Consider the following 21007-nt stretch of genomic DNA (forward strand, 5'->3'; position numbering starts at 1 on the left):
CCGGAGATGTCCGTTGTCCGTCGCGTCTCGCTTTTGGAGAGCCGCGCCTTGGCACGCTGGTTTGTAAAAATTGCTAGTGAAACTCAGTGCAGATTCGGCAAAGCTTGTCGCAGCAAATTCGGCTGTTTCAGCACGCTGGCGGCCGCCGCGATATCCGGCGCCAACCAGCGGTCTTCGTCGTAAGCCGGGACGCGTTCGCGCAGCAGACGCCACGCGGTATCGGTGCCCGCGCCGAAGCGTTGTTCCTTGAGAAATTCAAACGCCTGAGCCGCCAGCAGATATTCGATGGCGAGGATTTGCGTGCAGTTTTCCAACGCTCGATGCAGTTTCAGCGCCGCGTTGGTGCCCATGCTCAAGTGGTCTTCCTGCAACCCCGACGTGACGTAGTTATCGAGCACCGCCGGTTGCGCCAATTGGCGGTTTTCCGCACACAGCGAAGCGGCGACGTACTGGACGATCATCATTCCGGAATTGACCCCGGGATTGGCCACCAGAAACGCCGGCAAACCGCTGACGTGCGGGTTGATCAAACGGTCGAGACGGCGCTCGGCGATCGAGCCGATTTCGGCCATGGCAATCGCCAGCAAATCGGCGGCCATGGCCACTGATTGACCGTGCGGATTGGCCTGCGACATCACCCGGAAATTCTCCGGCGTGCCGAGCAGCATCGGGTTATCGGTAACCGAATTGAGCTCGGTTTCGATCTGGTTTTGCGCGTGTTGCAATTGATCGCGCGCGGCGCCGTGGACTTGCGGGATCGAGCGAATGCTCAACGCATCCTGAGTACGGATGCCTTTGCTCGCCGCGATCACTTCACTGCCATCGAGCAGCGCGCGCAGATTGCGGCCGACCTGCTGCATGCCGGGGTGCGCTTTGAGCGCGATGATGTCGGCATCGAACGCGGCGATCTGGCCACGCTGCGCTTCAAAACTCATCGCCCCGATCACGTCGGCCCATTGCAGCAGATTGGTTGCATCGGCCAGCGCCAGGCAGCTCAGGCCGGTCATGCACGGCGTGCCGTTGACCAGGCACAAACCGTCCTTGGCGCCGAGCTGAACCGGCGCCAGACCTTCTTCGGCCAACGCGTGTTGCGCCGCGACGATCTGCCCGCGATAGCTGACGTTGCCGACGCCCAGCAACGCGATGCTGACGTGCGCCATGTGCGTCAGGTAACCGACCGAACCCTGGGACGGCACTTGCGGGGTGATGCCGCGATTGAGCAGCGCCAGCAGCGCTTCGACGACGCGCCGATGAATCCCGGATTTGCCGTGGCTGTAATTGCGAATGGCGGCGCAGACAATCGCCCGGGTCTGTTCGTCGGCCAGTGGTGCGCCGACGCCACAGGCGTGGCTGAGCAAGGTGTTGCGCGAGAGCTGGCTGAGTTGTTGGTCCCTGAGCGAGACATTGCACAAGGCGCCAAGGCCGGTGTTGACGCCATACGCGCGCTCGCCGCTGCTGACGATTTGCTGGACGATTGCCTGCGCGTTATCGATGCGCGCCCAGGTCTCGGCGCACAGCTCAAGCTGCGCGCCATGACGGGCGACGGCGACCACATCCTGCCAACGCAGCGGGGTGTCGGCGATAACGATTTTTTCCGCGTGGGACATCGGGAGCCTCATACAAAATTCTGTTGATCGATGAAAACCTGTGGCGAGGGGGCTTGCCCCCGTTGGGCTGCGGAGCAGCCCCCAAAAATCTGCGACCGCTGCGCGCTCGAACGGGGGCAAGCCCCCTCGCCACAATGGATTCACAACTTACCGATCATTCGCCTCAAACCACCGCAGCCCGCCGCTGGACGAACCGGTCGACATATTCATCCGCCGGCGAATGCAGGATCTCGCGCGGCGTGCCGACCTGAATCAATTTCCCATCCTTGAGAATCGCGATGCGGTTACCGATGCGCACTGCTTCATCAAGGTCGTGAGTGATGAACACGATGGTCTTGTGCAGGGTTTTTTGCAGTTCCAGCAACTGGTCCTGCATCTCGGCGCGGATCAGCGGATCGAGCGCGCTGAACGCTTCGTCCATCAGGATGATGTCGGTGTCCGCCGCCAATGCGCGCGCCAGGCCCACACGCTGGCGCATGCCGCCGGAGAGCTGGTGCGGGTATTTGTTTTCGTAGCCCTTGAGGCCCACGGTGTTGATCCAGTGCAGCGCCCGTTCCGAGCACATTTGCTTGCTCTCGCCGCGCACTTTCAAACCGTAGGCGACGTTCTCCACCACGGTCTTGTGCGGCAGCAAACCGAAGCTCTGAAACACCATGCTGATCTTGTGCCGACGAAATTCGCGCAGGGCTTCCATGTCGTATTGCAGGATGTCCACGCCGTCCACCAGGATCGCGCCGCTGGTCGGGTCGATCAGCCGATTGAAGTGGCGGACCAGGGTCGATTTGCCGGAACCCGACAGGCCCATGATCACAAAAATCTCGCCGGTGCCGATGCTCAGGGACAAGTCATTGACGCCGACCACGCAGCCGGTTTCGGCCAGCACCTGATCCTTGGTTTTGCCCTGGCCAACCATTGCCAGCGCGTCCTTGGAACGGTTGCCGAAAATCTTGAAGACGTTTTTGACTTCGATTTTGCTGATGGCTTCGCTGCTCATTTGTTCACCTCATGCCGTGGCCGACCATACGCCTGAGTAATGCGGTCGATGACCACTGCCAGAATCACGATCGCCAGACCGGCCTCAAGACCTCGTCCGACGTTGAGGGTCTGGATCCCCACCAAAACATCTTCACCCAGGCCACGGGCACCGATCATCGAGGCGATCACCACCATCGACAGGGCCATCATGGTGGTCTGGTTGATCCCGGCCATGATGCTCGGCAGCGCCAGCGGCAATTGCACGCCGAACAGTTGCTGCCAGCGGTTGGCGCCGAAGGCATTGATCGCTTCCATCACTTCGCCGTCAACCTGACGAATGCCCAGGTCGGTGAGGCGGATCAGCGGCGGTGCGGCGTAGATCACCGTGGCGAAAATCGCCGGCACCTTGCCCAGACCGAACAGCATCAACACCGGGATCAGGTACACGAAACTCGGCATGGTTTGCATGATGTCGAGCAACGGCATCAGCACCGAACGCAGGCGATTGCTGCGCGCCGAGAGGATGCCGAGCGGAATGCCGATCAGCACCGAAATCACCGTCGCCACCATCATCAGCGCCAGGGTTTGCATCAGCTTGTCCCAGAGGCCGACGGCGCCGACCAGAAACAGCAAACCGACGATCACCGCAGTCGTGACAATTTTGCGCGTCGCGTGCCAGGCAACACCGGCGACGATGGCGAGCATCAGCCACCACGGCGCGGCACGCAGCAAGCCTTCCAGATTGACGATGGCCCACAACAGCGTGTCGGAGATGTGTCGGAACACATCGCCGTAGTTGGTGACCAGCGAATCGACCCAACCGTTGACCCAGTCGGCGATGGAAAAAGTAAAGCTTTCGGGAAACATAAGAGGCTCTCAATCAAGGGGTTGCGATCAAGCGTCCGACTGCCGTTACCGACAGTCGGCGAAACTCGACCTACAAGGCCGCGTCGATTTTCTTGGCTGCGTCTTCGCTTACCCACGCGTGCCAGACTTCAGGATGTTCCTTCAAGAAGATCTTCGCCAGTTTCGGCGAAGCGATGCGCTCCTTGGCCATGCGCCCGAGGTTCTGGTTCAGCAGGTCGATAGGCATGTTGACCTTCTCCAGCACCGCCACCAGTTCCGGGGCTTGCTCGTGGAAGGTCTTGGACAGGCCGACCTTGATGGTCACGCGCTTGTCGACGCCAGGTTTTTCTTCGAGTTTGACCAGGTCAACCTGGCCCATCAGCGGGGTGGGCGACCAGTAGTAGAACAGGATCGGCTCGCCACGCTTGTAGCTCGACAACACCGCAGCATCCAGCGCCGGGCCGGTGCCTGGGCGGAAGTTGGTGTAGGTGTTTTCGAGGCCGTAGCTCTTGAGCATTTCGCTGTTGTCGAGCTCGCATGTCCAACCGGCCGGGCAGTTATAGAAACGGCCTTTGTCCGGTTCTTCCTGGTCCTTGAACACGCTGGCGTATTTGCTCAGGTCGGCGATGTTTTTCAGGTCCGGGGCCTTGGCTTCGAGCTTGCGGCTGGCATCGCCTTCGATGACGTAGCGCGGCACGTACCAGCCTTCAATTGCACCGACCACCGGCGCGCCGACGCCAACGACTTTGCCGGCCTTCTCGGCTTTGTTCCAGACCTCGCTGCGGCCGACCCACTCTTCGGCGAACACTTGAATATCGTTGCTGCTCAGGGCGTTTTCCATGGTGATCGAATTGCCCGGCAGGCTGTCGACCTTACAGTCGTAGCCCTTCTCCAGAACGACTTGCATCACGTCGGTCAGCAACATGCCGCTTTCCCAGTTCAGGCCGGCGAATTTCACCGGTTTGCCCGACTCGCACCAACCGGCCGCCTGGGTGGCGCCGGCACTGGCGAGCAGGCCCATGGACAGTAATGTGGTCAGCAGGGTCTTGTTCGATTTCATTGTGGTGACGCTCCTAATCATGAGTTGGCTTACGGCAGTCAGTCCTTGTAGGAGCGAGGCTTGCCCGCGAAGGCGTCTTTCCTGACGCACCATGGTGCACCGGTTCGCGCGCAAGCCTTGCTCCTGCAGGTCAAATGGCATCCAGCCCTGTCCACGTCCGTGAAGGTCTAGATCGCAGCTGCACGACCCGCCTTACTCAGCTTTTGTTCGGTGACCGTGTCCTGCTCGACCGGCAGGATCAAGTGGTCGGGCACGCTGCCGTGCCATTTTTTCGCACATACGTAATACAGGCCTGCGGGCAGCACCAGACCGATGATCCAGGAAATGTCCACGCCGCCCATGGCCTCCACCAGCGGCCCGGTGAAGAACTTGGTGGAAATGAACGGCAATTGCACCAGCACACCGAAAACATAGACGCTGATGCCCAGCGGGTTCCAGCGCCCGTAGCGACCATTCGGATCGGCCAGCGCCGGCACGTCATAACGCTCGCGGGTGATGCAGTAGTAGTCCACCAGATTGATCGCGCTCCACGGTGTGAAGAACGCTAGCAGAAACAGGATGAACGACTTGAACGCACCGAGGAACGAGTGCTGACCGAGCAACGCGATCAGCGTCGCCGTGCCGACAATCACCAACACGAACACCAGCCGCTGCAAACGCGAGACCTGCAGGTGACCACGAAAGCCACTGATGATGGTCGCGATGCACATGAAGCTGCCGTAGGAGTTGAGTGTGGAAATGGTCACTTTGCCGAACGCGATGCTGAAATACAGCAGCGCCGCGGTGGCACCGGTGCCGCCCAGACCGACGATGTAGGCGACTTCGTGACCGGCGAACTGGCCGTTGGCCGAGGCCGCGGCAAACACGCCGAGGATCATCGCCACTTGTGCACCAATCACCGAACCGGCGCCGGCGGCGAAGAAGGTTTTGACCGAAGAAATCTTGCTCGGCAGATACCGTGAGTAGTCCGCCACGTAAGGCCCGAAAGCGATCTGCCAGGACGCTGCGAGCGACACCGCAAGCAGGAAGCTGCTCCAGCTGAAGTGGCGAATCTGCAGGAGCGCGCCGACATCGGTCTGGCTCATCAAGCAACTGAACAGGTAAACGAAAGCAATCACGCCAATGACGCTGGCGACCCGGCCAATGAAGTGGATCACCCGATAACCGAGCACCGTTACCAGCACGATGACACTGGCGAAAATCAGGATCCCGGCGCTGTCGCTGACACTGAACAACTGCCCCAGCGCCTGCCCGGAAAGTACCGTGCCGGTCGCGGTGAAACCGAGGTACATCAGGCATACCAGCACGATCGGGATGGCCGCGCCATACACGCCGAATTGCACTCGGCTGGAAATCATCTGCGGCAGCCCAAGCTTGGGCCCTTGCGCCGCGTGCAACGCCATCACCCCGCCGCCCAGCAGTTGACCGATCAGCAGACCGATCAACGACCAGAACACATCACCGCCCAACACCACGGCCAGCGCTCCGGTGACAATCGCGGTGATTTGCAGGTTGGCGCCCATCCACAGGGTGAATTGGCTCAACAGACGACCGTGTCTTTCCGCTTCCGGGATGTAGTCGATCGAGCGCTTCTCGATCAACGGTTTATTGCCTGCACGATCGGTGGTGACAGCCATGATTCAACCTCTGTGGATTGTTATTCGTCGTTGGTGCTATCCCCTGTAGGAGCGAGGCTTGCCCGCGAAGGCGTCTGTTCTGACACACCGCGGTTCGCGGGCAAGCCTCGCTCCTACAGGTATTGCGCTAAGCCAGCCCGTGTTATTTGCCGGTAATCATCGGCAGATTCAGCCCTTGTTCCTTGGCGCAATCGATCGCGATCTGGTAACCCGCATCGGCGTGACGCATCACCCCGGTCGCCGGGTCGTTGTGCAGCACGCGAGCAATGCGCTCGGCCGCTTCGTCAGTGCCGTCGCAGACAATCACCATGCCCGAATGCTGCGAGAAGCCCATGCCGACGCCGCCGCCGTGGTGCAAGGAAACCCAGGTCGCGCCGCTCGCGGTGTTGAGCAGAGCGTTGAGCAATGGCCAATCGGACACAGCGTCGGAACCATCCTGCATCGACTCGGTTTCACGGTTCGGGCTGGCCACGGAACCGGAGTCCAAGTGGTCGCGACCGATAACGATCGGCGCCGACAATTCACCGCTGCGCACCATTTCGTTGAACGCCAGCCCCAGCTTGGCGCGCAGGCCCAGGCCAACCCAGCAGATACGCGCCGGCAGACCCTGGAAGCTGATGCGCTCGCGGGCCATGTCCAGCCAGTTGTGCAGGTGGGCGTCGTCCGGGATCAGTTCTTTGACTTTGGCGTCGGTCTTGTAGATGTCTTGCGGATCGCCCGACAGCGCAGCCCAACGGAACGGGCCGATGCCACGGCAGAACAATGGACGAATGTAAGCCGGGACAAAGCCTGGGAAATCGAAGGCGTTTTCGACGCCCTCTTCCTGAGCCATCTGACGGATGTTGTTGCCGTAATCGAAGGTCGGAATGCCCATTTTCTGGAATTCGAGCATCGCTTTTACGTGCACGGCAATCGATTGCTTGGCGGCTTTGACCACAGCGGCAGGCTCGGTCTTGGCGCGAGCGCGGTACTCGTCCCAGGTCCAGCCGGCCGGCAGGTAACCGTTGAGCGGGTCGTGGGCGCTGGTCTGGTCGGTGACCATGTCCGGGCGCACGCCGCGCTTGACCAGTTCCGGAAGAATTTCTGCGGCGTTGCCGAGCAGCGCGATGGAAATCGCCTTGCCTTCCTTGGTGTATTTGTCGATGCGCGCCAAGGCGTCGTCGAGGTCAGTGGCTTGCTCGTCGACGTAACGGCTGTTGAGGCGGAAATCGATGCTGACCTGTTGGCATTCGATGTTCAGCGAGCAGGCGCCGGCCAACGTCGCGGCCAGTGGTTGCGCGCCGCCCATGCCGCCCAGACCGGCGGTCAGGACCCAACGACCTTTAAGGTCATCGTTGTAGTGTTGGCGACCGGCTTCGACGAAGGTTTCGTAAGTGCCTTGGACGATGCCCTGACTGCCGATGTAGATCCAGCTGCCGGCAGTCATCTGGCCGTACATGGCCAGGCCTTTGGCGTCGAGTTCGTTGAAGTGTTCCCAGCTCGCCCAGTGCGGCACCAGATTGGAGTTGGCGATCAGCACGCGCGGGGCGTTGCTGTGGGTTTTGAACACGCCGACCGGTTTGCCGGATTGCACCAGCAGAGTTTCGTCGTCGTTCAGGTTGGTCAGGCTTTCGACGATCTTGTCGTAGCATTCCCAGTTGCGTGCCGCGCGGCCGATGCCACCGTAAACCACCAGTTCTTTAGGGTTCTCGGCGACTTCCGGGTCGAGGTTGTTCATCAACATGCGCAGCGGCGCTTCGGTCAGCCAGCTCTTGGCGGTCAGCGTGTTACCGCGTGCGGCACGGATTTCGACGTCACGGCGTCTGGTAAAGGTAGGCGTAGGTTTCTGGGTATTGTCAGTCACGAAAAAGACTCCTCAGCGATCAATTCAAACCAACCCTGGCAGCGGGCAAGCGAGCGGGTGCGCCTCAAGGCGCGACCAGCGAATCAGTGGACGCTGCGGAGAGTCTCAAGCGACTCATACGCATACGTCTTTACTTGTACATACAAGCATATGCAATCGAGCGGCCAACTTGCTGGAGGGGTGATCGAGAAAAGTTTTTACGGGGCTGGGAGGCTTGTGTTTTGGGGGTTGTGGCGAGTATGAAATTTTTGGCGGGGGATTTTTGCAGGGAGTGTCGGCTGTTACTTCAGCGAGGTTTTGCGCCACGCTGGGGCGTTAGGTAACAAAGTGGTGCGCTTCGGGGAACAGGATGTGGCCACATTTTGTGGCGAGGGGGCTTGCCCCCGTTCGGCTGCGCAGCAGGCGCAAAATTTGAAGCGACATCAGGGTCGGCTTCGCCGCCCAACGGGGGCAAGCCCCCTCGCCACAGAGACTTTCTAAACCGCTGGATCAACGCGCGATCAGCTCGATCACGCAGCACGACCCGCTGGTCGAGACTTCGAGCAAACCGCTATTGCCATCCAATTGCAGGCAATCATGCCGACCGAGTTGCGAGGCGCTGGTGCCGACCTTGACCTCAAGCTCAGCGCTGACGCTGAACACCACCAGCGTCGCCGCCGAGCTGAAAAACCGCTGCTCGCCGTCCAGCCATTGCAGCCGCGCGCTGTAACGTTGCGGCGCATAGATCAGGTTGAAATCGCGGATCGGCCCGCCGAGCAGAGTGCACGCGACCTGGCTCTCGCCGCTGAAGGCAAACGGGTCCAGCGGTAACAAGGCGCGGGTGTCGTGACCGTCCACGCGCAGGGTCATGCCCTCGCCTTGCAACACGGTGATCACGCGTTGATAACCCGCGAACGTCGAAAAGCCGCCCGACTCACCAATATCCGCTATCGACAGCCGCCAGCCAAAACCGTCAAGACCGGCGCCAGCGTCGCGGGTAATTTCTTCAGTGCTGCCGCCGCCGTTTTTCCAGGGCATGCGCGGGTAATCGATGGCGCGTAAAACCTTCACTTTCATGTGCGGCTCTCTACTTGTGGAAGCGGCCTTCCAGACGATGGCGCGAACCTGGGTGGATCAACCGCGCGGCAGTCACGGGCTGCCGGCCGGACCAGGTGCGGCGGCGGATCAGCAGGCACGGCTCGCCTTTTTCGATCTGGAGCAATTTGCATTCGCTGGCCTCGGCCAGAATCGCCTCGACCACGTGCTCGCCTTCGGTCAGCGGCGCGACCTGGTTCAAATAGGCGTAGGGGGTTTGCAGGGTGAAGTCCTGCTTGAGGTAATCCGGAGCCACCAGCGCGTTGACGAAACGGTCTTCGATTTGCACCGGAATGTCGTTTTCGAAATGCACGATCAGCGAATGAAAGACCTTCTGCCCTTCGCGCATGTCCAGCGCCAGGGCGCGCTCGGAACCGGCGGCCTCTTCTTCGAGCGTGATGACTTTGCAGGTATGGCGATGACCGCGCGAAGCGATTTCGTCGGCAATGTTGTGCACTTCAAACAGCGCCGACTGGCTCTTCGGTTCGGCGACGAACGTGCCGACCCCTTGCATGCGCACCAGCAGGCCGTCGGCGGTCATCTCGCGCAGTGCGCGGTTGATCGTCATGCGGCTGAAACCGAGCTGGCTGACCAGCTCGCTTTCGGATGGCACGCGGTAGTGCGGCGGCCAGTTTCCACTGTCGATTTGCTGGGTGATCATCTGTTTGACGCGGGCGTACAAGGGCGCCGGACTGTCGCCCAGATTGGCGCTCAGATTGGCATTTGGCGGCAATGTGGCAGGCGGAGTCGGCACGTTTAATCCTTGTTCATTCGATAGAGGTGGCTAGCTTGCCGGAGTTTACCGAGCAGGCAAACGTCTGTATATGTATATACAAATAACACACGATGGGGTGCTGAACCATGTCCGCCTTCTTTGCCGAACGCGCGCTGCTGCCTAGTGGATGGGCCAACAATGTACGTCTTGAGGTCAACGCTGACGGCGTTTTGACCCATGTCCAGGCCGATTCCCACGCAGATGGCGCCGAGCGGCTGAACGGCCCATTGCTGCCGGGAATGCCCAATTTGCACTCACATGCGTTCCAACGGGCGATGGCCGGATTGGCGGAAGTGGCGGGTAATCCGAACGACAGTTTCTGGACCTGGCGCGACTTGATGTATCGCCTCGTCGGAAAAATCAGCCCCGATCAACTCGGCGTGATCGCCCGGCAGCTGTACATCGAAATGCTCAAGGCCGGTTACACCTCGGTCGCCGAGTTTCACTACGTGCATCACGACACCAACGGCCAGCCTTACGCCGACCCGGTTGAGCTGGCGCTGCGTATCAGCCAGGCGGCCAGCTCCGCCGGAATCGGCCTGACCCTGCTGCCGGTGCTCTACAGCCACTCCGGTTTCGGCGGCCAGACGCCCAATGATGGCCAGCGCCGTTTCATCAATACCACCGAAAATTACCTCACCCTGCAGTCGCGCTTGAAGCCGTTGCTGGCGCAGCAACCGGCGCAGTCGCTGGGTTTGTGTTTCCATTCGTTGCGCGCGGTCACTCCGGAGCAAATCAGCGAAGTTCTGGCTGCCAGCGACGCCCATTGCCCGGTGCACATTCACATTGCCGAACAGCAGAAAGAAGTCGATGACTGCCTCGCCTGGAGCGGTCGCCGTCCGTTGCAATGGCTGTACGAAAACACCGAGGTCGATCAGCGCTGGTGCCTGGTCCACGCGACCCACGCCAACCCAGAAGAAGTCACGCTGATGGCCAAGAGTCGGGCCATCGCCGGTTTGTGCCTGACCACCGAAGCCAACCTTGGCGACGGGATTTTCCCGGCGGTGGACTTCCTCGCTCAGGGCGGGCGCATGGGCATCGGTTCCGACAGTCATGTGTCATTGAGCGTGGTCGAAGAACTGCGCTGGCTGGAATACGGCCAGCGTCTGCGCGATCAGCGACGTAACCGTTTGTATGGCGCCGATCAGCCGATGATTGGCCGCACCTTGTTTGATGCGGCGCTGGACGGTGGAGCGCAGGCGTTGGGTCAGCCGATTGGCGCGCTGCAAGTCGGCAAACGTGCGGATTGGCTGGTGCTGGACGGCAACGATCCCTACCTGGCAACGGCGAGCGGTGACGGGATTTTGAACCGTTGGTTGTTTGCTGGCGGCGATCGCCAAGTGCGCGATGTGCTGGTCAACGGCCAATGGGTGGTGCGCGATGGCCGGCATGCGGGGGAAGAAGAAAGTAACCGGGCGTTCACCCAAGTGCTGCGCGAGTTGCTGGGTTAACGCAGAACGAATTGTAGGAGTGAGCCTGCTCGCGATGAGGCCGTCATATCCAACAGAGATGTTGACTGACAGACCGCAATCGCGAGCAGGCTCACTCCCACAGTTTTAATCCGCGCTGCGCCGCTAGTTCGAGGTCTTGGCCATCTGCGTATCCGTCGCGCGCCAGATCAGGCGCGTGGTGTCGTAACCCTGCTGACGTGCCTTGCTCAGCAGTTCTTCACGGACCACACCATTGACCTTCGGCGTTCGCGACAGCAGCCACAGATACTTGCGGCTCGGGTCGCCGACGATGGCAGTTTTGTAGTCGTCGCTGACGTACAGCACCCAGTATTCGCCCTTCGCCACGCCCGGAATCAGCCGTGAAAACCAGTTGTCGAACTCGACCCACAACTTGTCGGTCTTGCCCTGCACCTGTGGATAAGCCGTGCCTCGGGCCTCTTCCCATTGCCAGTCCGGCGTCAGGCAGCGATTGAGCACCGCCACGTTGCCGTCAGGCTTGAGCGTGTAACGGGCTTCGGATTGCGCGCAATTGCGCTGGAAATACATCGGCAGTCTCGCCAACTCGTACCAGGTCCCTTGGTACTTCTTGAGGTTGACGCTGTTGACGGTTTTCGGTGCCAACGGATCTACGCCAGAAGAGGCGCAGCCAGCCAATACCAGGCCAGCGAAAAGAACTAAAAATAACCGCTTCATTGTTTTTCTCCCGTGGGCGCGTGGCCCCGGTTTACTTCAGGCCTTGGCCAGAAAACATCAGCACTTTGTCACCGGCGTACTGCACGCTGATAAAGCTGTTTTTGTCGCCCCAAGTGCAACTCGACATGCCGAGCGCGCCCGAGCAATCGGTAGGTTTGCCCAACAAGGTTTCAACCTCGGCTTTGGGCATGCCGGCCGACAACTTGGCGTAGTTCTCCTGATTGACCTTGCTGCACGCGACCAACAAGACGCAGAACGAGAGCAAGGCGAAAGATCGCAGCGACATGGTGAAACTCCTGGGGAACGAGAATTGGCATGGCTGCCAAGCTTGAGCTTAGAAGAGAAAACCCCTGTCTGGTTCCCCGAGCGCCCGCCTATTTATTCAGCCGCCCGTCTGGCTTTTGCCGATAAATCAGGAACTTTGTCGGGCCGTCCGGTATTTCGTCGGTTTTCGCCAAAAACCGCCTAATCTTTGGCGCGGACCAGTCGAAATAAGAGCAGCGCAAAGCCCATCACTGTGGCAAATTGACGCCCCTTGTTGACCAGCCCCCTCCGCGGTAGCTCATTAAATGACCAGAAACATGAAGTTCAGCCACAAAATCCTGTTGGCTGCTGCCCTCGTGGTGGCCGTTGCATTCGCTTGTTTCATCCTGTTCAACGACTACCGCCAGCGCCAGACTTTGCGCAGCAGTACCGAATCCTCGATGCAGGAACTCGGCAGCCTGACCACCAGCAACATCCAGACCTGGCTGGAAAGCCGCATTCAGTTGCTGCAATCGCTGTCGCAGCAGATCAGCGTCGACGGCAGCGCCCCGGCCAGCCTGAAACGGGCGATCGACTTGCCGGCCTACACCAGCAATTTCCAGTTGAGCTACTTCGGCGGCACCGATGGCGTGATGTTCTCGATCCCGGCCGGCAACCGCACCGCCGATTACGACCCGCGCGCGCGTGGCTGGTACAAAGCGGCCAACAGCGCCGGGCAAACCATCGTCACCGAACCGTACATCGCTGCGTCGTCGGGCAAACTGGTGATCACCGTGGCCACGCCGGTGCAGAATCAGAACCAGATGATCGGCGTCGCCGGCGCCGACATTGATTTGTCGAGTGTCAGCGCGATCATCAACTCGCTCAACTTTGGTGGCCATGGCCACGCCTTTATCGTCAGCGCCGACGGCAAGATCCTGATTCACCCGGACAGCAAACTCGTGCTCAAGACCCTCGCCGAGGCCTACCCGAACGGCGCGCCGCAGGTCAGCCCGGGCCTGAAAGAAGTCGAGTTCGACGGCAAGACCCAATTCGTCTCGTTCACCCACGTCAACGGCGTGCCGTCGGCCGACTGGTACGTGGCGCTGGTGCTCGACAAAGACACCGCGTTTGCGATGCTCAGCGAATTCCGCACCTCGGCGATCATCGCCATGGTCATTGCCGTGGTGATCATCATCGCGTTGCTCGGCATGTTGATCAGCTTCCTGATGCAGCCGCTGCTGACCATGGGCCGCGCCATGCATGACATCGCCGAAGGTGAAGGCGACCTGACCAAACGCCTGACCATCCACGGCCACGACGAATTCGGTGCGCTGGGCACCTCGTTCAACCGTTTTGTCGAACGCATTCACACCTCGATCCGCGAAGTGGCTTCGGCGACTGGCCAGGTCAACGAAGTGGCGTTGCGCGTGGTCGCGGCTTCGAACTCGTCGATGTTCAACTCCGACCAGCAAGCCTCGCGCACCAGCAGCGTCGCTGCGGCGATCAACGAATTGGGCGCCGCCGCCCAGGAAATCGCGCAGAACGCCGCCCTCGCCTCGCAACATTCCAGCGACGCCCGCGCGCTGGCCGAAGACGGTCAGCAAGTGGTGGATAAAACCATCGCGGCGATGCAGCAGCTGTCGGCAAAGATCAGCGATTCGTGCGGCAACATCGAAACGCTGAACAGCAACACGGTGAACATCGGGCAGATTCTCGAAGTGATCACCAGTATTTCGCAGCAGACCAATTTGCTCGCGCTCAACGCCGCTATCGAAGCCGCGCGTGCCGGTGAGGCCGGCCGTGGTTTTGCCGTGGTCGCGGATGAGGTGCGCAACCTCGCCCACCGCACGCAGGACTCGGCGCAGCAAGTGCAGAAGATGATCGAAGAACTGCAAATCGGCGCCCGCGAAGCGGTCAGCACCATGACCGACAGTCAGCGCCAGAGCGAAAGCAGCGTCGGCATCGCCAACCAGGCCGGCGAACGCCTGGGCAGCGTGACCCAGCGCATCGGCGAAATCGACGGGATGAACCAGTCCGTGGCGACCGCGACCGAAGAACAGACCGCGGTGGTCGAATCGATCAACGTCGACATCACCGAAATCAACACGCTGAACCAGGAAGGCGTAGAAAACCTGCAAGCAACCCTGCGCGCCTGCTCGGACCTCGAACAGCAAGCGGCGCGGCTGAAGCAATTGGTCGGTAGCTTCAGGATCTAACGCGCTTTTGCAGGCCTCATCGCGAGCAAGCTCGTTCCCACAGGGGCTCTGGCTGGACACAGAATCTGAGTCCACCGGAGATCAAATGTGAGAGCGAGCTTGCTCGCGATGACGGCTTGAGGCGCAAGGAAAATCTAAAACCGTGAACCCGGTTTTGACAGAAACTCGATCTCTTCAGCCGTAGACGCTCGCCCCAGCACTTTATTGCGATGCGGGAAGCGGCCAAACCGGGCGATGATTTTCTGGTGCCGTTCGGCGTAATCGAGGTTGTCGGCGAACACCGCGCGCTGTGCTTCGGGTTGTTGCTCGGTCAGATCGAGAAAGCGCGAAACCGCTTCGTTCTGCACCGCCAGATGCTCGCAATGCTCAAACACCAGGTAGATGAACACGCGCTGAATCGGTTGCAACTGCCGATCGAAATCCGCGGCGATGCCTTGCGCCACCAGCGCTTGCGCGCGCAGGTCACCAGCAAACGATTTGGGGTTTTCGCGAAAGATCATTCGCGGGAGTTGGTCGAGTAGCAGCACCAGGGCCAGCCAACCTTCGGGGCGTTGCGCCCATTCGGTCAAACCGCCGGCCAGTGCCTGCTCGACCCAGTCCCCGAAACGCGTCTGCGCTTCGAGGTCCTGGCTGTCGCGCTTGCCGAACCATAACTTGCCCTTGTCAGCCGCGATATCGTCGGGGGTTTCGGCTGAACCGAACCACCATTCGAGCAACGGCTGCCAGGGCTCGGTCATGGTTTATTCCTTGTGGTAAGCCGTGACGCGTTCGACTTCTTCTTTCGAGCCGAGGTACACCGCGACGCGCTGGTGCAGGCCATCTGGCTGAATGTCGAGGATGCGCTGGTGGCCATCGGTGGATGCGCCGCCGGCCTGCTCAACCAGGAACGACATCGGGTTGGCTTCATACATCAAACGCAGCTTGCCCGGCTTGGATGGCTCGCGGCTGTCGCGCGGGTACATGAACAAGCCACCACGGGTCAGAATGCGGTGCACATCGGCGACCATCGCGGCGACCCAGCGCATGTTGTAGTTCTTCTTCAGCGGGCCTTCATCGCCGGCCAGCAATTCGCTGACGTAGCGTTGAACCGGCGCTTCCCAGTGACGCTGGTTGGAGGCGTTGATCGCGAATTCCTGGGTGGCCTCAGGGATCTGGATATCTTCATGGGTCAGCACGAAGCTGCCCATTTCACGGTCCAGGGTAAAACCTTTGACGCCATTGCCCAGGGTCAGCACCAGCATGGTCTGTGGACCGTAGATCGCGTAACCGGCGGCGACCTGCTGAGTGCCTGGCTGCAAGAAGGCCTTTTCGTTCAAAGGCTCGTTCTGGGTCAGGTATTCGTTCGGGCAACGTAGTACCGAGAAGATCGTGCCGACCGGGGCGTTGATGTCGATGTTCGACGAGCCGTCCAGTGGGTCGAATACCAGCAGGTAGGCGCCTTTCGGGTATTTGCCCGGGATCTGGTAGGCATTGTCCATTTCTTCGGACGCCATGCCGGCCAGGTGACCGCCCCATTCGTTGGCTTCGAGCAGGATGTCGTTGGACATCACGTCGAGTTTCTTCTGCACTTCACCTTGGACGTTTTCAGTGCCCATGCTGCCCAGAACGCCGCCCAGGGCGCCTTTGGAAACGGCGTGGCTGATTTCCTTGCAAGCGCGCGCCACCACTTCGATCAGGAAACGCAGATCGGCAGGGGTGTTGTTGCTACGGGTCTGCTCAATCAAATAGCGACTCAGGGTAACGCGGGACATGGACGGCTCCGGTGGAATGGGGGGCTAAAAACCCGCGCAGTTTAGCGCGAGTCGGGGCGCATTTCCTCCTATCAGACGTGATACGCCGAATAGAGTTCATGCGTCGGGTTGAGCGTAGTTCGAAACCGACGCGGTTTCGGGATTTTTGGTGGCAGGCAAGCCGCCTTCGCGGGCAAGCCTCGCTCCTACAGTTTTGTGTGGTTCGCGGACATTGGCACGACGCGAACTTGTAGGAGCGAGGCTTGCCCGCGAATGGCGCGCAGCGCCGGCCATTCTCAGGGTTTGGCCGGCGGTTTGCGCAGCAGACTGAACGCCATCACCGCCAGAAACAGCACGCTCAGGAGCAACACCGCCCACAACCCGAATTTCTTCCAGTTGGTGTCCGCCGTCGCTGCGGCGACCGCCGGTGGTGCTTGCGTGACCACGGCCCCGCCGTCGATCGCAGCCTTGCCCAGCGTCGTAAACTTCGCCGCGCTGTAATCCGGAATCAGCGTCGACAACGGCAGGTTCGCCGCTTTCACCGTGGCATTGCCCAGCGCCAGCGTGTACGGCCCGGCACCGCGCGCGAGAAACACCACTTGCGTCGAGCGCACGGCAAATTTCACGCTCGGTGCCTCGGCGCCCAGACCACCGCCGCGCTCATCCACGGTCAGCTTCAATTGCTGCACGGTTTGCCCGGACAACTGCAATTCGTCTTGCACCACGTCCTGACCGCCCTGGGTCAGGCGATAGAGCAAACCGCTGCTCAGCGATTGCCACGGCAAACTGCTTTCACGCCGTCCCGCCAACGTCACTGGCGCCAGACTGTTGGGCTGATTCAATTCAACTTGCACGCGCTCGACGTTGACGCCCATCGGCAATTGCCAGGTGTATTCACCGGCCTTCGCGCTGCTCCCGGCCAGCGGTTGCGACCAGACCAACGGCAACGGCAGGCTGCGGGTGCTGGCGCTTTCCAGTTGCGCCGAAGTCAGCGTCGGCGCCGATTGCGGGGTGTTCCAGAGCAAGCGCAGGTAACGCGCCGATTGCCCCGGCAGCCCGACTTCATGTTGTTCGACGCGCTCCTCGGCAAACGACAAACGCGCGACCTGCCCTTCGCCCCACGATTGCCAATGTTGCAGATCGTCGCTGGCCTCGATGCTGAACCGCTGGAAACCGTCGCGCTCGCTGGTCCAGTCGAGGATCAACTGCTGCAACGGCGCCTTGATCGCGCTGGCATCGAGCAACCAGCCGCGCAGGACTTCTTCGCCCGCCTCCAATTGGCTCGACGGTTGCACTTCGACCAGCGTGCCGTTGGCGCTCGATTGCACGCGCACGCTCGGCGCGCGCTCGGTGTCGTCCGCCGCGTTGTACAGCGGAAACCACTTCACCTCGGTCACGTTGCGATCTTGCGCAGACTGCGCCGTCGCCCGGGCCATGGCGTAGGCCTGCGGCTCGCCGGCCGCGTTGAACACGCGCACGTCGCTGAGATCGGTTTGCTGCGCATTCAGCTGCACGCTCAGCGGCAATTCGAGGCGATACCACGGGCCTTCGCCGCTCACCGACAGCGGCACTTGCGTGCTGAAGTCCGCCGGTTTTTCCTGCGCCCCGGCCGACAGCGCCACGCCCAGCGCAACGGCGCCCAACCAACCCAGGTTCAGCTTCTGACTCAAGACGACACTCCTTCAGGTTCAGCGGCCGGTTTATCAGCCTCCGGCACAGCGTCGGCACGCTTGGGCGGCAACGGCGCGAAATAGCCGACCACCAGCAACAGCACGCCCACGCCGATAAACGAAACGATCCGCGCGAGCCCGCCACGGTTACTCAATTCGACAAAGAACAGTTTGGCCACCACCACGCCGATCAGCGCGGCACCGATCAGCCAGACTTCCCGGCGATGGCGCAAATGGCCGCCGATCATCAAGCCCAGCGCCATCAAGGTCCAGACGATCGACAGACCGGCCTGCACCTGCATCGACGCCAGCAGCGTATCGAGTTCAAACGGCACGCCGCCCCAATGGTGCGCGGTGCGATTGACCAGCGCGGTGAAGAAGGCGAACAGCGAAACCCCGGCGATCAGTTGCGTGGCGTTGTCGGCGCGGTCCTGGCGAATCGCCGATTGCGCAATCGCGCTGCGCGACCACACGTAGACGCCGAACAGCGCAAACAGCAGGCCCAATTCCAGCGGGTTGATCAGCGGCACATACGGCAGCGGTTCGGCGCTGCCGTCGCTGAAGGTGTTGGCCAACCAGAACCAGCCGAGCAGCAACACCGCCAGTGGCGCGGCGGCGTACACGCGGTATTCGCGGGCATGCGCCGACACCGGCCACGGCCAGGCGCGCGGTGCGGCGGCGAGCACCAGATACAGGCTCGGCAGAATCGCCCAACCCAACCAGCGCCAGGCGTTGTATTGCTCGGACAACAACAGCAAACCGAAACGCAACTCCAGCGCCAGCACGCCAAGCAACAGCCAGCAGCCGAGCACATGCGCGCTGCTCAACGCGCGCGCCGGCAGCATCGGCGCCAACCGGCGCAGCGAGATGAAATGCACGGCAAACAGCGCCGCCCACGCCAGCCAGCCGAAGTTGGCCGCCGGGTGATAACGCGCATGCCACGCGGCGACCAGCACCAGTGCCGCCGCCGGCATCAACAAAGTGCAGAGCAAGCCCAGCGACGACCAGTTGAGCCGCAGCGCCAGCACCGTCCACAGCGCCACACTCAGCGCCGCGACTGCGAGCAACAGCGGCGCTTGCAACTCCGGCGCGGCAAAACGCAGCACTTCGCTGATCCACGCCAACGCCCACCAACCCGCGCCCCACGCGAGCAACACGTCGGACAAGCGCTGCAAACTCAGGCCATCGAACGCCGCTGCATGATTGCCGACTTGCAAGCGCCACGCGCCGACCAATGCCGCCAGACCCAGCACCAACGGCGTCCAGAAACCGCTGTGCGCCAGCGGCCTCAAACCTTCACTGGCCAGCGGACCCAGCATCTCAAACCTCAGTAGATCAGGCCCGGCAAACAGGAACGCCGCGCCGCCAATCACCTGCAACACCAGGCCGAAGACAAAACTCACGCGCTGCTTGAGGTACAGACTCAGCCAGATAATCAATAAACCGCTGGCCGCCCACACCGCACTCGCGGTTTGCCACGGCAGCACGAACAGCACCGCAAGGTTGATCAGCACCAGGCCGGCGAGCAACACCACCGACAAGCCGCGCAACAGGCGCACGTCGCTGCGAACCATGTCATCGCGCGCCGCGAGCAACATGCCGGCGATCAGCGCCAAGCCAATCAGCGAAGCGCTGAGCAGGCCGCTCCAACCGGCGCTGAACACCGCCGTCGAATCGCTGCTCGCGCCTTGCAAGCGCAGCAGGAACAACGCGCCACCGAGCAATTGCACAGCAAACGCGGTGAACAGGAACGTGCGCGATTGCAGGCGCAGGCCGGCGAACAGCGTGACCAGACCGGCCAGCGCCCAGATGATCGCCGTGCCTTGGGTGAAGAAGAACAGCGGCGCCAGCAAATACAGGAAGCTCAACCCGAGGCACGCCAACAGCGGCGAGCCTTGGCGCTCCCACGCCGAAATCTGCTCCGGCGCGGCTTTGTGCAGTTGGTAGAAACTGAACAGCAGCGCCACGCCGAGCATCAGCGCGCCGAGCCATGAACCGTCGAGCAGGCTGCTCTCGCCAACCCCCAATTCGCTGAGAAACGCCAGCGCCGAACCGAGTTGCAGGAGCAACGCGAAGGCCCGCGCGAGCGGTCGTTGCTGACGCAAACCGAGCCAGAAAATCCCCGCACCTTCCACCGCCCACGCGGCTGCAGTCCAGCGTGCGTCGAGGCCCAGCGGGATCGCCAGGCTGGTGAAAATCACCCCGAGCGCCAGGCAGGTTTCCGCCAGCAGCAACGCGCGCCCGCCCATCAACACCCGGGCCAGCGCCATGTAGATCATGCCCAGCGCCAGCGCACTGAACGCCGCTGCAAATTCGAGGTGCTGGACCAACGCAAACTGCAAACCGAAGCCCACCAGCGGCGGCCCGAACAGCATCGTGCCGTCGACGTAATCGCCCTTGCGCGCCGACCAGTGCAGCAGCGCCTGACGACTGTCGTCCTGCGGCTCGTCGGGCATTTCCAGCAACTTGCGACGGGTAAACAGCAGGCCGATACCCAAGTACATCAGGAAGAACAGAATCAGAAACGGCTCGGTGCTCCACAGCAGTTCCGGCGTGTAAGACCGCAGGCCCCAGGCGAAACCGATGCCGAAGGTGCCGACAAAACCGATCAGGTTGAGCAGGCGCCACGCCTTGAACCAGGCGATGGCGAGGATGCCGGTGTTGAGCAGCGCGAAGTAGCTGAACAGCGCGACGTGGTTGCCGGCGCCGGTCGAGGTCAGGATCGGCGCAGCGAAACCGCCGAGCGCGGCGGCGCAGGCCAATGCCAGCGAGTCTTGGGTAATCGCCAGAATCGCCGAGAACACGGTCACCGCGACCAGCAGTCCCAGCGCGGCGCTCGGGTCGAGCAGCGGATGCAAACGCATCGCCGCAAACACCGTCAGGTACAACACCGCGATCCCGGTGCCTTGCAGCATCAGCGCGTAATGGTTGTTGCGATGGCGCAGCCACCAGCCGAGCCCGAGCAAGCCCAGCGCACTGGCGGCGACGCCGGCGTAACGCATTTCGATCGGCACGACCATGCCTTCGGTGGCGTAGCGCAACAGGAACGCCAGACCGAGGAACAACAGCACCACGCCGACGCGCAGCACGGTGTTGCCGCCAAACAGCCAATTGCGTGCGCCGCTGATCGCGCGGTCGAGAATGTTCGGCTCGCGTGGGGCGGCGGGTTGGCGTGGTTCAGGGG

At 61.5% G+C, this 21007-nt stretch carries 16 protein-coding genes and 1 pseudogene; 3 read left to right on the plus strand and 14 right to left on the minus strand.

Annotated elements, in window-relative coordinates; genetic code table 11:
- Positions 1 to 83: 83 nt before the first annotated feature.
- The 8 genes from hutH to hutC form a co-directional block, all read right to left on the minus strand.
- Entirely contained in the window at positions 84 to 1607 is a 1524-nt protein-coding gene (gene hutH, locus BI292_RS16905; RefSeq protein WP_101208537.1) for a histidine ammonia-lyase, read from the minus strand.
- Positions 1608 to 1770: 163 nt separating this feature from the next.
- Entirely contained in the window at positions 1771 to 2601 is an 831-nt protein-coding gene (locus tag BI292_RS16910; RefSeq protein WP_092274599.1) for a glycine betaine/L-proline ABC transporter ATP-binding protein, read from the minus strand.
- Entirely contained in the window at positions 2598 to 3449 is an 852-nt protein-coding gene (locus BI292_RS16915; protein ID WP_092274602.1) for a proline/glycine betaine ABC transporter permease, read from the minus strand. Before BI292_RS16915 ends, BI292_RS16910 begins: the two co-directional genes overlap by 4 nt.
- Positions 3450 to 3519: 70 nt before the next feature.
- The gene (locus tag BI292_RS16920; protein WP_101208538.1) at positions 3520 to 4488 is read right to left on the minus strand and encodes an ABC transporter substrate-binding protein; all 969 of its coding nucleotides are present in this window, start codon (positions 4486 to 4488) and stop codon (positions 3520 to 3522) included.
- Positions 4489 to 4655: 167 nt separating this feature from the next.
- The gene (locus BI292_RS16925) at positions 4656 to 6125 is read right to left on the minus strand and encodes a cytosine permease (protein ID WP_101208539.1); all 1470 of its coding nucleotides are present in this window, start codon (positions 6123 to 6125) and stop codon (positions 4656 to 4658) included.
- A gap of 142 nt (positions 6126 to 6267) precedes the next feature.
- Entirely contained in the window at positions 6268 to 7968 is a 1701-nt protein-coding gene (hutU, locus tag BI292_RS16930; RefSeq protein ID WP_101208540.1) for a urocanate hydratase, read from the minus strand.
- Positions 7969 to 8457: 489 nt separating this feature from the next.
- Complete coding sequence (locus tag BI292_RS16940; protein WP_101208541.1) at positions 8458 to 9024, minus strand: HutD family protein; 567 nt, start codon at positions 9022 to 9024, stop codon at positions 8458 to 8460.
- Between the two features lie 10 nt (positions 9025 to 9034).
- Positions 9035 to 9703, minus strand: a complete 669-nt coding sequence (gene hutC, locus BI292_RS16945; protein WP_231987162.1) for a histidine utilization repressor — start codon at positions 9701 to 9703, stop codon at positions 9035 to 9037.
- 200 nt (positions 9704 to 9903) lie between these two features.
- Here hutC and BI292_RS16950 point away from each other — a divergent pair, with 200 nt between their 5' ends.
- Positions 9904 to 11268: a formimidoylglutamate deiminase gene (locus BI292_RS16950; RefSeq protein WP_101208542.1), complete on the plus strand. Its 1365-nt coding sequence runs from the start codon at positions 9904 to 9906 to the stop codon at positions 11266 to 11268.
- A 123-nt stretch (positions 11269 to 11391) separates the two neighbouring features.
- On the opposite strand, the gene BI292_RS16960 is transcribed toward BI292_RS16950, so the two are convergent.
- Positions 11392 to 11961, minus strand: coding sequence for a lipocalin family protein (locus tag BI292_RS16960; protein ID WP_101208543.1), 570 nt, complete (start codon positions 11959 to 11961; stop codon positions 11392 to 11394).
- A gap of 31 nt (positions 11962 to 11992) precedes the next feature.
- Positions 11993 to 12247, minus strand: coding sequence for a hypothetical protein (locus tag BI292_RS16965; RefSeq protein WP_101208544.1), 255 nt, complete (start codon positions 12245 to 12247; stop codon positions 11993 to 11995).
- Between the two features lie 295 nt (positions 12248 to 12542).
- Between BI292_RS16965 and BI292_RS29515 the strand changes: the two are divergent.
- Positions 12543 to 13565: pseudogene (locus BI292_RS29515) on the plus strand (cache domain-containing protein); the annotation flags it as partial.
- 93 nt (positions 13566 to 13658) lie between these two features.
- The gene (locus BI292_RS29520; RefSeq protein ID WP_371918738.1) at positions 13659 to 14423 is read left to right on the plus strand and encodes a methyl-accepting chemotaxis protein; all 765 of its coding nucleotides are present in this window, start codon (positions 13659 to 13661) and stop codon (positions 14421 to 14423) included.
- Between the two features lie 134 nt (positions 14424 to 14557).
- On the opposite strand, the gene BI292_RS16975 is transcribed toward BI292_RS29520, so the two are convergent.
- The 4 genes from BI292_RS16975 to BI292_RS16990 all read right to left on the minus strand — a co-directional run.
- Positions 14558 to 15160, minus strand: coding sequence for a DUF924 family protein (locus BI292_RS16975; protein WP_092274633.1), 603 nt, complete (start codon positions 15158 to 15160; stop codon positions 14558 to 14560).
- 3 nt (positions 15161 to 15163) lie between these two features.
- Positions 15164 to 16174 (minus strand): class 1 fructose-bisphosphatase, encoded by a 1011-nt coding sequence (locus BI292_RS16980; RefSeq protein ID WP_092274636.1) that lies wholly within the window; start codon positions 16172 to 16174, stop codon positions 15164 to 15166.
- A gap of 275 nt (positions 16175 to 16449) precedes the next feature.
- On the minus strand, positions 16450 to 17823 hold the full coding sequence (locus BI292_RS16985; RefSeq protein WP_101208546.1) for a DUF3999 domain-containing protein: 1374 nt from the start codon (positions 17821 to 17823) through the stop codon (positions 16450 to 16452).
- On the minus strand, positions 17820 to 21007 hold a 3188-nt coding region (locus BI292_RS16990; RefSeq protein WP_101208547.1), incomplete at its 5' end, for a DUF2339 domain-containing protein. The genes BI292_RS16985 and BI292_RS16990, both read right to left, overlap by 4 nt.

This window comes from Pseudomonas sp. 43NM1 (assembly GCF_002836905.1).
GTDB classification, from domain to species: domain Bacteria; phylum Pseudomonadota; class Gammaproteobacteria; order Pseudomonadales; family Pseudomonadaceae; genus Aquipseudomonas; species Aquipseudomonas prosekii.